This is a genomic window from Brachybacterium sp. sponge, from assembly GCF_001613775.1.
GTDB classification, from domain to species: Bacteria; Actinomycetota; Actinomycetes; order Actinomycetales; family Dermabacteraceae; genus Brachybacterium; species Brachybacterium conglomeratum.
In genome coordinates this window covers 1,753,073-1,766,127 of record NZ_LRMP01000001.1, presented here as the reverse complement: position 1 = coordinate 1,766,127, position 13,055 = coordinate 1,753,073, and the positions used below count along the sequence as shown (strand labels likewise).

Sequence of the window (13,055 nt, the reverse complement as noted above, 5' to 3'; positions counted from 1 at the left end):
TCAGCGCCGTGCATCCCGTCGATCGTCGTTCCTTCCTGCGCCTGTCCGGCTCGGCCGCCGTCGGCTCCACCGCCGTCGTCGCCGGTCTCGCCGGCGGCTCCGCTCCGGTCGGTGCCGCCGCGCACGCCGACGAGCCCGGTCCGCAGGATCCCGCGCCCCCGGCCCGCGAGTTCCGGGCCATGTGGCTCTCCTCCGTGGTCAACATCGACTGGCCCTCCGCCCCCGGCCTCAGCGCCGAGGAGCAGCAGGCGGAGTACCTGGGCTGGCTCGATCTCGCCCAGGAGCTCGGGCTGAACGCGGTGATCGCCCAGGTGCGCCCCACTGCGGACGCCTTCTGGCCCTCCCGCTTCGAGCCCTGGTCGATGTACCTCACCGGCACCCAGGGCGAGGATCCCGGCTACGACCCGCTCGCCTTCCAGATCGAGCAGGCCCACACCCGGGGGCTGGAGTACCACGCCTGGTTCAACCCGTATCGCGTGGCGATGTCGGAGGAGCCGGAGCTGGTCCCGGACCATCCCGCACGCCTGCATCCCGAATGGGTGTGGCCCTACGGCGGGAAGCTGTACTACGACCCGGGCCTGCCTGAGGTCCGCGCCTTCGTGCAGGACGCGATGATGGACGCCGTCACCCGCTACGACGTGGACGGCGTCCACTTCGATGACTACTTCTACCCGTACGCGGTCGCGGGCGAGGACTACCCCGACGAGGAGACCTACGCCGCCCACTCCGACGGCAGCACCCCGATCCAGGACTGGCGTCGGGGCAACATCGATGCGCTGGTCCGCGAGATGCACGCGCGGATCCGGGCGGAGAAGCCCTGGGTCCGCTTCGGGATCAGCCCCTTCGGGATCTGGCGCAATGCGAGCAGCGACCCGGCGGGCTCGGACACCTCCGGCTCGGAGTCGTACGAGATCATCTGCGCCGACTCGCGGCGCTGGGTCCAGGAGGGCTGGGTCGACTACATCAACCCGCAGATCTACTGGCAGTTGGGGCACCCCGCGGCCGACTACGAGACCCTCGTGCACTGGTGGAGCGGGACGGTCGAGGGGACCGGGGTGGGCCTGTTCATCGGCGAGGCCGCCTACAAGGCGGTCGACGGCACCTTCGAGGAGGTGACCGAGCTCGGCGACCATCTCGACCTCACCCGCACCCTGCCGCAGGTGGGAGGGAACGTGTACTTCAGCGCGAAGAGCCTGCGCGAGGACGCCACCGGCTCGGTCGACGACCTCGTCGCCCGCCACTACGGCCATCCCGCGGTGGTGCCCGCGCTCGAGTCCGTGCCCGGCGAGGCGCCCGAGCAGCCGACGGTCGTCTCGGCCCGCTCCGCCGCCGACGGCGTGCAGGTGCGATGGCGGGCCCGCGGCGCCACCTCCGTCGCGCTGTGGCACCTGCCCGACGAGGAGATCGGCCAGGCGCAGCTCGCCGACGGACGCCGCCTCGTCGCCGTGGTGCGGGCCGAGCGCGCCGCGGGCGAGATCGTCCACGAGGGCGCCGACGGGACCGGGTTCTACGCCGTCACCGCCTATGACCGCACCTGGCAGCAGAGCGAGCCCTCCGGGGCCGTGGCCGTCCGCCGCTGACCCCGCTCGGCCAGGCACAGCCCGGCCCGGAACCATGATCGGGTCAGGTCCTGAGCCGCTGTCGATGCCGAAGCGGCTCAGGACCTGACCCGATCCGAGGCGGGAGCGCCCGCGGAGGGACCTGTCGGCTGTGGCGCGGTCAGCCCACGGACGGGGTGACGGGCGGCTCGGCCGACCAGGGGAAGACGATCCACTCGTCGGTCCGGCGCCAGATGAAGTCCGGGTCCACGACCGAGCGGGGCTTGCCGTAGATGACGGCGCTGCGGGCGTCGGCGCCCATCTCGCGCATCAGGTCGAGCACGAGCGCGAGGGTGCGGCCCGAGTCGGCGACGTCGTCGACGACCAGCAGGCGCTTGCCCTTGATCGACTCGGTGTCGAGCATCGGGGCGAGCAGCACCGGATCGGGCAGGGTCTCGTGCACGTCGGTGTAGAACTCGACGTTGATCGCGTCGGAGAGCTTCACGCCCAGCGCATAGGAGAGCGCCCCGGCCGGGAGCAGACCGCCACGGGCCACGGCGATGATGATCTCCGGCTCGAAGTCGGAGTCGGCGATCGTCTGGGCCAGCTCGCGCGAGGCGGTGCCGAACAGCTCCCAGGTCAGCACCTCCTTCCGGGCGAGGTCGGAGGAATCGGCGTGGTAGGCCTGGGTCATCGGGTCACAGCTCCTGTGGATGGGCGGCGCGGAGTGCTCCGATGGTAGCGGCCCGCCCGCCTCGCGCCTTCCTCGCGGCGGCGCGGGGATGGCCGATGCCTCAGTCCCGGCCCGCGCACCGGGTGCGCCGGGCGCCGCCGACGGTCCGGCGCCTCAGCTCCGCCCGGCGCCTCCGCCCGGTCGCCGTGCGGGCCCGTCGCCGTCCTCGGGAGCCTCCTCCAGCGAGCTCTCCGCGGAATCGTCCCCCTCGGCGTCGACCCCCTCGGCGTCGTCCGCCCCGGGGTCCACGGCGTCGTCCGCCCCGGTGTCCGCGCCCTCGTCCTCGTCGGGCAGCGGGTTCCCGTCGGCGTCGAGGTAGACGCCCCGCTCGTAGTCGTAGTCGATCGGGTTGCCGTCCTCGTCGGTGCGGGCGTACCACTCGGTGACCTCGGGCGCGGTGGAGTCGAACTCGCCGCCGGTGGCGTACTCGCTGTCCGGGGCGGTCGGCTCGATCGCGAGGGCGAAGTGATCGCCGTACTCCGCCACGCCCGCCCTGACCGCGTTCTCGACCGCGGCCTCCTGGTAGTGCTCACGGATGGTCATCGGGTCGTTGCGCAGCTCCTTGACCAGCGCGACCGCCATCAGCACCAGCACCACGGCGAAGGGCAGGGCGGAGACGACGATGAGGTTCTGCAGGCCCTGCAGGGCGTTCTGCCCGCCGAACAGCAGGATCACCATGGCGATGCCCGCCATGCACAGCGCCCAGAACGCGGTGATGAGGCGGTTCGGGGCGGGGTTGCCCTTCTGGGACAGCTGCGAGTTCACCAGGGAGGCGGAGTCGGCGGAGGTGATGAAGAAGATCGCGAGCATCACGATCACCACGGCGGAGATGATGCCGGCGCCGGGCAGCTGGTCCACGACCGCGAAGAAGATCTCCTGCGGGGCGGGGAGCGACTCGATCGTCCCGTCGGGCGCGATCGCGAGATCGGGGTCGGCGATGCCGACGGTGTTCCCGGCGGCGTCGAGCTCGCTGGCCCGGCGCTGCAGCCAGATCGCGGTGCCGCCGAGGACGGCGAAAGCGAGCACGATGATCGAGGAGGGGATCAGCAGCACGCCGAGCACGAACTGTCGGATGGTGCGGCCGCGGGAGATCTTCGCGGTGAACACGCCGACGAAGGGCGCCCAGCTGACCCACCACGCCCAGTAGAAGGTGGTCCAGCTGGAGAGGAAGGTCTGCATGTCCTCGCCTTCGGACATGTTCGCACCGAGCATGTCCGGCAGGGTGCCGAAGTACTCGGTGATCGCCCCGGGGATGATGTTCATCAGGAACACGGCGGGGCCGACGGCGAAGATGAACACGGCCAGCACGAGGGCGAGCGCCATGTTGATGTTCGACAGCCAGCGGATGCCGCGCGCGACGCCGGAGACCGCCGAGGCGATCGTGCCGAGGGTCAGCACGCCGATGATCACCATGGCGAGCGCCGTGCCCGTGGGCGGCAGCCCGCCGACGATCTCCACGCCCCGGGCGATCTGGAGGGCGCCGATGCCGAGGGAGGCGGCGGTGCCGAAGAGGGTCGCGATGATCGCGAGCGCGTCGATGACGCGGCTGGCGGGCGAGGAGGAGTCCCCGCCCCAGAGCCCGGCGACGATCGCGCTCATCAGCGGCACCCGCCCGCGGCGGAAGGAGATGTAGGCGACGGCGAGGCCGACGATCGCGTAGATCGCCCAGGCGTTGATCCCCCAGTGCAGCGCGGACTGCGCGATCGCGCCCTTCATCGCGGCGATCGAGCCGGCGTCGTAGGGGGCGCCGGGGCGCGGGGAGAGGTAGTAGGTCAGCGGCTCGAAGGGGCCGAAGAAGATGATGCCGATGCCGATGCCGGCGCCGAAGAGCATCGCCGCCCAGGAGGCGGTGCCGTACTCGGGCTTCTCCCCGTCCAGGCCCAGCGGGATCCTGCCGTAGCGGGACAGGGCGATCACCAGCAGCAGGATCACCATGCCGATGGCGAGGATGTTGAAGACCCAGCCGAGGTTGTGCATCACCCAGGTCAGCGCCGCGCCGGAGATGTCGAAGACCTGCTGCGGGGCGAGCACGCCCCAGGCGACGAAGCCGATGATCGCGGCGCCCACCACGCCGACGATGACCCTGTCGACCCCGTACCGGACCTTCTGGTCCTCCACGGAGACGCCCGGCACCAGCGCCGGGTGGATGCTGTGGGGGTAGTTCACCTCGTCGAGGAAGCGCTTGGCCTGGTCGCGCCTGGTGAAGTGGCGCACCCGCCGCTCGGCGGCGTACTCGTCGGCGGCCTTCGCGGTCTGGCTCGCGCGCTGGCTCGCACGCGGCGTCTGGTCCGGCGGGGTCATCGTTCCTCCTGGGAGTGGACGGCTCGCTCACTCTAGAGGCGCTCTCGCCCTTCACCCGCGCCGTCTCACCCCATCCACAGAAACAAATACGGTCCCACTGTTGTTCTCTGTGGTTTTCCAGCGTATGGTGCTCTCATCCCGCCGGGCCGTCCACGGCCCCGCACCGCGACGGTCCCCCGTCCGACCTCCGACGAAGCAGGTGCCCCATGTACGCCCGTGAACGCCGGCGCCGCATCCTCGAGCTGCTCGAGGCGAGCGGCCGCGTGACCGTGACCGACCTCGCGGTCGACTTCGACGTCACCACCGAGACGGTGCGCCGCGACCTCGACCAGCTCGCCGCCGAGCGGCTGCTCGTGCGGGTCCACGGCGGGGCCGTGCCTCCGAGCACCGCCGAGGTCGAGCCCGACCTCGAGGCCCGCCGCACCACCAACGTCGCAGCCAAGCGCCGCATCGCCCGCGCCGCCGCCAGCCTGCTGCCCGCCGATCCCCGCGCCGGGGTGATGCTCGATGCGGGCACCACGGTCGGCGAGCTCATCCCTCACCTCAGCGGCCGGCGCGGCCCCGTGATCACCCATGCCCCGGCGATCGCGCAGGGCGCGCTCGTGCACACCGATCTCGAGGTGCACGTGCTGCCGGGGCGGGTGCGCCCCACCACCCAGGCCGCCGTCGGTGCCGGGACCGTGGAGGCGGTGGGCCTGCTGCATCCCGAGCTCGTCGTGCTGGGCTGCAACGGCTTCGACCCCTCCGGCTTCACCACCCCGGACCCCGACGAGGCGGCAGTGAAGTCCGCGATGGCCCGCTGCGCGTCACGACGCGTCGTGCTCGCGGACTCCTCGAAGGCCGGCACGCGTCATCTGGTCACCTTCGCGACGACCGCCGGGATCGACGCCCTGGTCACCGACGACGGCCTGCCCGCCGAGCTCGCCGCCGGGCTCGAGGAGGCCGGGATCGAGGTGCTGACCGCATGATCATCACCTTCACCGCGAACCCCTCCCTCGACCGCACCGTCGACCTCGGCGGCCCCCTGGTCCCCGGCGGCGTGCACCGCATCGGCGCCGACGGCCTCCAGCCCGGCGGCAAGGGGATCAACGTCGCGCTCGGTGTGCACCGCGCCGGGCTTCCCGTGACCGCCGTCCTCCCCGCCGCGCCGCAGGATGCGCTGCTGGACCTGCTCGAGGCCGAGGGCCTCCCCCACCGGGCGAGCCCGATCGCGGGCCGCGTGCGCACGAACCTCACCGTGCTCTCCACCCCGGAGACCACCACGAAGCTCAACGAGCCCGGCGCGACGCTGGACCGGGCCGAGGTCGCCGCCCTCGAGGAGCTGCTGCTGGCCGTCGCCGGCCCCGGGGACAGCGTCATGCTCTCCGGCTCCCTCGCCCCCGGCCTGCCGGCGGACGAGTACGTGCGCCTCGTCGTCGCACTGCGGAAGCGCGGCGCGCGGGTGGGCGTGGACACCTCCGACGCCCCGCTCGCCGCGCTCGCCGCCGCGCTGGACCGCGCCGCCCCCGACTTCCTCAAGCCCAACGCCGAGGAGCTCGGCCAGATCCTCGGCGCGGACGGCGCGGCGCTCGAGGCCGAGGCGTCCGCGGGACGGCTCGACCCCGTCGCGGAGGCCGCCCTGGACCTGCACCGCCGCGGCGTCGGCGCGGTGCTCGTGACCCTCGGCGGGGCCGGCGGCCTCCTCGCGACCGAAGGGGCGGCCTGGTACTGCCCGGTCCCGCCCGGGCCCGTCGTCTCGACCGTCGGCGCGGGCGACTCCGCGACCGCCGGCTATCTCATCGCCCGCGCGCTCGAGGAGGCCCCGGCCGACCGGCTCGCGCGCGCCCTCGCCTACGGCACGGCCGCGGTCGGCCTGCCCGGCACCACCATCCCCCGTCCCGACCAGGTGCGGATCGACGCCTCCACCGTCGTCCGGCTCTGACCCGCTCCACCCGCCCCGCCAGGGAACCCGTTCGAAGGAGAACCCCCATGTCCGCTGCGCTGATGACCCCCGAGCTGGTGAGGCTCGACGTCGCCCCGCCCGGGGACAAGCACGCCGTGATCGGCATGATGGCCGATATCGTCGCCGCGACCGGCCGCGCCGAGCGCGACGGCCTCGAGGCCGGTCTGCTGAAGCGCGAGGAGTCCTTCGCGACCGGCATGCCCGGCGGCTTCGCGATCCCCCACTGCCGCACCGAGGCCGTCCACGAGGCGGCGCTCGCGCTCGTGCGGCTGAGCGAGCCGGTGGACTTCGGTGCCGCCGACGGACCGGCCGATCTGATCATCGCGATCACCGCGCCCGCCGGCACCGACGACCAGCACCTGACGCTCCTCGCCCAGCTCTCGCGCGCCCTGATCCGCCCGGAGTTCCTCGCCGCGCTGCGCGGGGCGTCCACCCCCGAGGAGGTCTCCGAGCTCGTCATGGACGTGGTCGCCCCCGAGGAGTCGGGGAACGACGCGCAGGCCGCCGACGCCGCGACGTCCGAGGAGCCCGCCGACGCAGCGGTCGGAACGGGCGCCGCCTCGACCGCCGCTCAGACCTCCGGCTCCGCCTCGGCGAGCGACGACTCGGCGAGCGCTGCCGCGTCGAGCACCGCCCCGTCGGACGAGGCGTCGGCGGACGCCCCGGTGCTGCTGGCGATCACCTCCTGCCCCACCGGGATCGCCCACACCTACATGGCCGCCGAGTCCCTCGAGAACGCCGCGAAGGACAAGGGGATCGAGCTGCACGTGGAGACCCAGGGCTCCGGCGGCATCACCCCGTTCACCGACGAGCAGATCGCTCGTGCGAGCGCCCTGATCGTCGCCGCGGACGTGAACATCTCGGGCCGGGAGCGCTTCGCGGGCCTGCCGCTCGTGGAGCACCCGGTCAAGCGGGCGATCTCCCACGGCGGGGAGATGATCGACGAGGCGGTCGCCGCGGCCTCCGACCCGTCGGCCCGCCGTGTGCAGGCCGGCGCCGCGACCTCGGAGAAGGCGGAGAGCGGCACATCCCAGTCCTGGCCCCGCCGGATCCAGGGCGCCGTGATGACGGGCGTGTCCTACATGATTCCCTTCGTCGCCGCGGGCGGCCTGCTGATGGCGCTCGGGTTCCTCCTCGCGGGCTTCGACGTCGCCTTCGTCGCCCAGGACGTCGCGACCGGGTTCTCGCTGTCCTCGTTGCCCGGGCACCAGGAGTACGAGGGCGCGACCGGCATGGCGCAGACCGAGCGCGCGGGCCTCGCCCTCTACCTCGGCGCGGTGCTGTTCACGCTCGGGAACCTCGGCATGGGCTTCCTCGTCGCGGCGCTGTCGGGCTACATCGCCTTCGGCCTCGCCGGCCGGCCCGGCATCGCGCCCGGCTTCATCGGCGGCGCCGTGTCGGTGGCCGTGGGCGCCGGCTTCCTCGGCGGTCTTATCACGGGCCTGCTCGCGGGCCTGATCGCGCTGTGGTTCACCACCCTCACCCCGCCGCGCTGGCTCGCCGGGCTGATGCCGGTGGTGATCATCCCGCTGGTGACCACTTTCGTCGTCGGCGGGCTGATGCTGCTGTTCCTGGGCCGCCCCCTCGCCGCCCTCATGACCGCGCTGCAGGACGGGCTGACGGGCATGTCCGGCTCCTCCGCCGTGCTGCTCGGCGTGATCATCGGGCTGATGATGTGCCTCGACCTGGGCGGGCCCGTGAACAAGGCGGCGTATCTCTTCGCGACCGCGGGGCTGTCCCAGGGCACCGAGGCCGCGTTCGAGATCATGGCCGCCGTGATGGCCGCCGGCATGGTGCCGCCGCTGGCGATGGCGCTGTCCACTCTGGTGCGGCGCCGCCTCTACTCCCCCGTGGAGCGGGAGAACGGGACGACGGCCTGGCTGCTGGGCGCGGCGTTCATCTCCGAGGGCGCGATCCCCTTCGCCGCCGCGGACCCGCTGCGCGTGATCCCCTCGATGATGACCGGCGGCGCCGTCACCGGCGCGCTGATCATGGCGTTCGGCGTCGGCTCGCAGGCACCGCACGGCGGCATCTTCGTCGCCTTCGCGATCAGCCCGGTGTGGGGCTTCGTGCTCGCGCTGCTGGTCGGCACGGTGGTCGCCGCCGCGCTCGTGACGCTGCTCAAGGAGATCGGGCTGCGCCGCCAGGGCGCCGCCGCCTGAGAGGACCCGCCCCCAGACGTGCAGGAGCGCCCCGCCTCGGCGGGGCGCTTCCGTATGCTCTGCCCGTGCGCCCCGACGACGGGGCGGGGCCGAGCGACCACGAGGAGAGCCGACGATGCATCTGGACCGCCCCGGCCCGGGCCCCGACGACCCGCTCCTCGCCGCCCCCGGGATCGGGCACATGCCCGCCTACGGCGGCGCGCACCTCGCGATGCTGGTGCTCCTCGCCCTCGCCGCCGCCGTCCTGGTGCGCTGGGCGCGCCGCGGCGAGAGCGCCCGGGTGAACCGGGCGCTGCGGTTCGCGGGATGGGCGCTGCTGGCGAACTCCGCGGCCTGGACGGCATGGGGGTTCATGCCCTGGGCCTGGAACATCGATGAGTCCCTGCCCCTGCACTACTCCGATGCGCTGCGCTTCCTGGTCCCGATCGCGCTGATCACGCAGGCGCGCTGGGCGGTGGTGGTGTGCTGGTTCTGGGGGCTGACGCTGAACATGCAGTCGGTGCTCACCCCGGACCTGAACTACTTCGTGTGGGTGCCGCTGGAGTTCGCGGAGTACTGGATCGCGCACGGCGCCGGAGTGCTCGCCCCGGTGGTGCTGGTGTGGGGGCTCGGCTACCGGCCCACCTGGCGCGGGTACGGGATCGCCTACGCGGCGACGCTGCTGTGGGCGGGGATCGCCGTCACCGGCAACTCCCTCACCGGCGCGAACTACGGCTACCTGAACCGGGCGCCCGCCGGGCCGAGCATCCTGGACCTGCTCGGGCCGTGGCCGCAGTACCTGCTGGTCGAGGCCGTGCTGATCGCCGCGGTGTGGGCGGCGATGACCCTGCCGTGGGTGCTGATCGACCGCCGCGCGGGCACCCCGCTCTCGGGGCGCGGAGGGCTCGTGCGGCGGCCGGCGCCCGCTCAGGCGAGCAGCTCGAGCTCCGCCAGCCGCAGCGGGCCCTCGGAGGTGGTCACCACCAGGCGGTGATGCAGGCACGGCCGCGGGGAGGCGATCTCGAAGGGACGGGTCTGGCGTCGCCACTCGAAGGTCTGCGCGGAGCGAGCGTCGAGCACCTCCCAGCTCTCGCCGTCGTCCGAGCCCTCCAGCCGCCACGCGATCGGGTCCCCGCCCGTCGCCGCGGAGGAGGTGAGGGTGAGGAAGCGGGCCTGCATCGGCTCGCCGAGCTCGGGCAGGTCGAGCACGGCGCTCGCCGTCTCCAGCACGAGCTCGGTGCGGGCGTCGTCGTCCAGCAGCGGCTGCGAAGGGTCCGCGGCGAAGAGGTCCCACAGCGGCTGCGGCCGCTGCCCCGGCACGGTCGGCGAGGGCGGGACCGTGCCCCAGTCCCCGGGCTCCGCGCCGAGCTCGACCTCGATCTCCCCGCGGAGGTCCGCGTGGTCGATCCACGAGTCCGCGTGCTCCGCGCCGCGCACCCGCATCCCGGTGATGCAGACGTCCTCGGCGCCGGCCGGCGCCCCGCCCGCGCCGTGCGCGGTGAGGGTGAAGCCCTCCCGGCCCAGCGGCCGCACCCGCACCGTCTCGAACAGCGGCGCGACCAGGTGATAGCGGCCCGTGCCGAGCTGCAGCGGGTACAGCCCCAGCGCCGTCAGCAGCCACCAGGCGCTCATCTCGCCGTTGTCCTCGTCGCCGGGATACCCCTGCCCGATCTGCTCACCGACGAACAGGCGCCGCTGCACCTCGCGGACGATCCGGGAGGCCTCCTCCGGCGCGCCCACGTGGTGGAACAGGAAGGGGATGTGATGGGCGGGCTGGTTGGAGAACCCGAACTGGCCCATCCGCACCGCCCGCGCCTCGACCATCTCGTGGATGGTGGTGTCGTAGGTACCGCGGCGGTCGGCGCGCTCGGGCGTGTCCAGGTACTGCTCGAGCCGGCCGCGCAGCATGTCGCGGCCGCCGTGCAGGGCGGCGAGGCCCTCGGGGTCGTGCGGGGCGTGGAAGGCGAAGGTCCAGCCGTTGGTCTCGGTGAAGTCCCCTCCCCACTCCAGCGGGTCGAACTCCGCGGCCGGGACGGCGAAGGCCCCGTCGGAGCGTCGGCCGCGGAAGAACTCCGTCGTCCGATCGAACAGCAGGGCGTAGTTCGCGCTGCGCGCGGCGAGATAGGCGGACTCGCCGCGCAGCCGCTCGGCGCGGAGCCGGTCCCCCTCGGCCTCGGCCCGCTCGGCGAGCAGCGCCGCCTGCGCGGCGATGCCGGCGTCGTTGATGTGCGCCTCGAGGCTCCAGGAGACGCTCTCCCCCACCTCGGCGTCGGCGGCGACGTAGCCGCGGAACACGGCGGTCTCCCCGCCCTTGCGGCCCACCTCGGGCTGCGGCGGGGCGACGGTCGCATTGCGCAGCGCGGCCTCGTAGGTCGCCTGCGGATCGGGCAGCGGCACGCCCTTGACCTGCAGGTCCGCGAAGGCGATGTCGCTGCTGGTGCCGGTCATGCAGTCGGCGTACCCGGGTGAGGACCAGCGGGCGATCCAGCCGCCCTCGCGGTGCTGCTGCACGAAGCCGTCGGCGAGCTCCGCGGCGAGCTCGGGGTAGAGCAGGGCGTAGGCGGGCCAGGCGGTGCGATAGGTGTCCCAGAAGCCGTGGTCGACGTACATCCGCCCCGGCACCGTCTCGGCGTTGGTGCGGGTGTCGGTCGCCGCGCCGCGCACGGGCAGCACGGGGCTCGCGTGGACGGGCTCGACCACCTCGGCGGTGCCGCGGTTCTCCCAGTGGGAGGACGGGTAGAGGTTCAGTCGGTAGAGGTTGCCGTACAGGGTGCGGCGCTGCGGGGCGGTCGCGTCGGGCACCTCGAGCACCTGCAGGCGGCGGGCCCACAGGGCGTGGGCCTCCTCGCGGACCTGCTCCAGGGTGCGTCCGGCGAGCTCGAGCGCGAAGGTGCGCTGGGCCTGGTCCTGGCCCAGCAGGCTCGTCACCAGGCGGACCGTGACCGTGCGGGTGCCGGGCGCGAAGCTGAGCACGCTGCCTCCGCTGTCGCCCTCCGCACGGCCGACGCGCACGGGGGCGGGCTGCACCTCGGCGAGCACGAACATGCGCGTCGCCCCGTCGGCCCGGTCGTACCCCTCCTGGGGCGAGGAGTCGATCCAGCCGTGGACCCGCCCGTCGAAGACGGCGCCGGCGGCGTCGAGGCGGCTGTGGGCGTCCACGCCCTCGAGGAGGAGGTGGCCGGGCCCGGAGTCCTCCGGCAGGGTGATCTCGCAGACGGTGCCGTGGTCGGTGGGCGCGAGCCGCATCCCGATCCCGCCCTCGAGGGCGACGGCGTAGAGGTCGGGGCGGGCGGTCTCGTCCTCGTGGGTGAAGGCGCGCTCGCGCGCGGCGGGGCTCGCGTCCGGGCTCTCGCCCAGCAGCGGCATCATCACCAGCTGGTGGCGGTCGCCCATCCAGGGGCTCGGCTGGTGGGTGAGGGACAGGCCCTGGAGACGGGTGCGGTGGTGCTGGTAGATCCAGCGGCGGGTGCGGGCGTCGGTCGCGGGGGTGAACTTCGCGAAGCCGTTGGGCAGGGCGGTGATCGGCAGGGTGTTCCCGCGCGAGAACTCGAAGGCCGAGTGGGTGCCGCGCCGGGTGTCGACCCAGGCGACGGGGTCCTCGAGCGGCGGGTCCGCGGGCGGCACGGCGAGGGAGGGGCCGTCGATCCAGCCGTGCAGTGGGGTGGGCGGCTCGGCCTCGCCGGGCTCGGACTCGAGGTCCTCGAGGAGATCGGCCTCGTGGTCCTCGGGCACGTCGACCTCGACCAGCACCTCCTCGATCCGGCGGCCGACGAGCGCCTCGAGCCCCACCTGGACGTCGTTCCACTGGTCGGCGTAGAGGATCCTCGCCTCGCCGAGCCCGCGGGCGGTGGCGAGGGAGCCGTGCTGGTCGCGGGGCTCGTGCTGCGAGAGGCGGGAGCCGTCGTCGAGGACGAGGTCGAGCGCGACATGGGTCGCGCCCCAGCTCAGCTCCTCGTCAAGGACCGGGTGCACGAACCAGCGCAGCACCTCGCCGGTCGCGATGGTGCGGCCGACGATCCCCGCCGCTCCGGCCTCGGCGGGCAGCGCCTGCTCGGCGCGCTCCCCCGCCTCGGCCGAGTAGCGCACGGCGGTGATCGGCTCGGGCTCGCCGCCCGGGCGGGCGGGGTGCGGGGAGCCGACGGGTGCCTGGTCCGGGGTGAGGATCATCGTGCCAGCGTAGCGAGGCGGGGAGGCAGGACGGGTGAGGCGTGCGCAGGCGGGACGGCAGGAGCGGGCACGGGGCGGACGGGAGCGGACGGGGAGTGCTCCCCATCGCGGAGCGCCGGACGATGTGGGATGCTCCGCTCCGGAGGCGCCCCGTCCCGGGGCCCCTCCGCCTCAGCACCTCATCGCCCTCGCTTCTCCGCCGCGGCAGCTCGCCGCCGCCCCTCATCCCCGGG

General features: G+C 73.7%; 8 protein-coding genes. 5 read left to right on the top strand and 3 right to left on the bottom strand.

Translation table 11 applies throughout. From position 1 onward, the window contains the following. Nucleotides 1–8 precede the first annotated feature (8 nt). Nucleotides 9–1,580, top strand: coding sequence for a glycoside hydrolase family 10 protein (locus tag A4A78_RS07805; protein WP_062947776.1), 1,572 nt, complete (start codon nt 9–11; stop codon nt 1,578–1,580). Nucleotides 1,581–1,719: 139 nt separating this feature from the next. Here the strand turns inward: A4A78_RS07805 and A4A78_RS07800 are convergent, their stop codons facing one another. Then, on the bottom strand, nt 1,720–2,232 hold the full coding sequence (locus A4A78_RS07800; RefSeq protein WP_062947774.1) for a phosphoribosyltransferase: 513 nt from the start codon (nt 2,230–2,232) through the stop codon (nt 1,720–1,722). A 153-nt stretch (nt 2,233–2,385) separates the two neighbouring features. Next, nucleotides 2,386–4,572, bottom strand: coding sequence for a BCCT family transporter (locus tag A4A78_RS07795; RefSeq protein ID WP_062947772.1), 2,187 nt, complete (start codon nt 4,570–4,572; stop codon nt 2,386–2,388). Nucleotides 4,573–4,778: 206 nt separating this feature from the next. On the opposite strand from A4A78_RS07795, the gene A4A78_RS07790 reads away from it, so the two are divergent. The 4 genes from A4A78_RS07790 (at nt 4,779) to A4A78_RS07775 (ending at nt 9,649) form a co-directional block, all read left to right on the top strand. Beyond that, on the top strand, nt 4,779–5,540 hold the full coding sequence (locus tag A4A78_RS07790; RefSeq protein ID WP_062947770.1) for a DeoR/GlpR family DNA-binding transcription regulator: 762 nt from the start codon (nt 4,779–4,781) through the stop codon (nt 5,538–5,540). Beyond that, on the top strand, nt 5,537–6,493 hold the full coding sequence (locus tag A4A78_RS07785) for a 1-phosphofructokinase family hexose kinase (RefSeq protein ID WP_062947768.1): 957 nt from the start codon (nt 5,537–5,539) through the stop codon (nt 6,491–6,493). The genes A4A78_RS07790 and A4A78_RS07785 overlap by 4 nt, the downstream gene beginning before the upstream one ends. 47 nt (nt 6,494–6,540) lie before the next feature. Beyond that, nucleotides 6,541–8,676, top strand: coding sequence for a fructose-specific PTS transporter subunit EIIC (locus tag A4A78_RS07780; RefSeq protein ID WP_062947766.1), 2,136 nt, complete (start codon nt 6,541–6,543; stop codon nt 8,674–8,676). 115 nt (nt 8,677–8,791) lie between these two features. Then, nucleotides 8,792–9,649 (top strand): TIGR02206 family membrane protein, encoded by an 858-nt coding sequence (locus A4A78_RS07775; RefSeq protein ID WP_062947764.1) that lies wholly within the window; start codon nt 8,792–8,794, stop codon nt 9,647–9,649. Here the strand turns inward: A4A78_RS07775 and A4A78_RS07770 are convergent. Next, complete coding sequence (locus A4A78_RS07770; protein ID WP_062947762.1) at nt 9,583–12,822, bottom strand: GH92 family glycosyl hydrolase; 3,240 nt, start codon at nt 12,820–12,822, stop codon at nt 9,583–9,585. The genes A4A78_RS07775 and A4A78_RS07770 overlap by 67 nt on opposite strands. Nucleotides 12,823–13,055 lie beyond the last annotated feature (233 nt).

What these genes read in the sequence shown, in the direction of transcription:
- A4A78_RS07785 (WP_062947768.1), top strand. Translation starts at nt 5,537, where the DNA reads ATGATCATCACCTTCACCGCGAACCCCTCCCTCGACCGCACCGTCGAC.
- A4A78_RS07775 (WP_062947764.1), top strand. Translation starts at nt 8,792, where the DNA reads ATGCATCTGGACCGCCCCGGCCCGGGCCCCGACGACCCGCTCCTCGCC.
- A4A78_RS07800 (WP_062947774.1), bottom strand. Translation starts at nt 2,232, where the DNA reads ATGACCCAGGCCTACCACGCCGATTCCTCCGACCTCGCCCGGAAGGAG.
- A4A78_RS07780 (WP_062947766.1), top strand. Translation starts at nt 6,541, where the DNA reads ATGTCCGCTGCGCTGATGACCCCCGAGCTGGTGAGGCTCGACGTCGCC.
- A4A78_RS07770 (WP_062947762.1), bottom strand. Translation starts at nt 12,822, where the DNA reads ATGATCCTCACCCCGGACCAGGCACCCGTCGGCTCCCCGCACCCCGCC.
- A4A78_RS07790 (WP_062947770.1), top strand. Translation starts at nt 4,779, where the DNA reads ATGTACGCCCGTGAACGCCGGCGCCGCATCCTCGAGCTGCTCGAGGCG.
- A4A78_RS07795 (WP_062947772.1), bottom strand. Translation starts at nt 4,572, where the DNA reads ATGACCCCGCCGGACCAGACGCCGCGTGCGAGCCAGCGCGCGAGCCAG.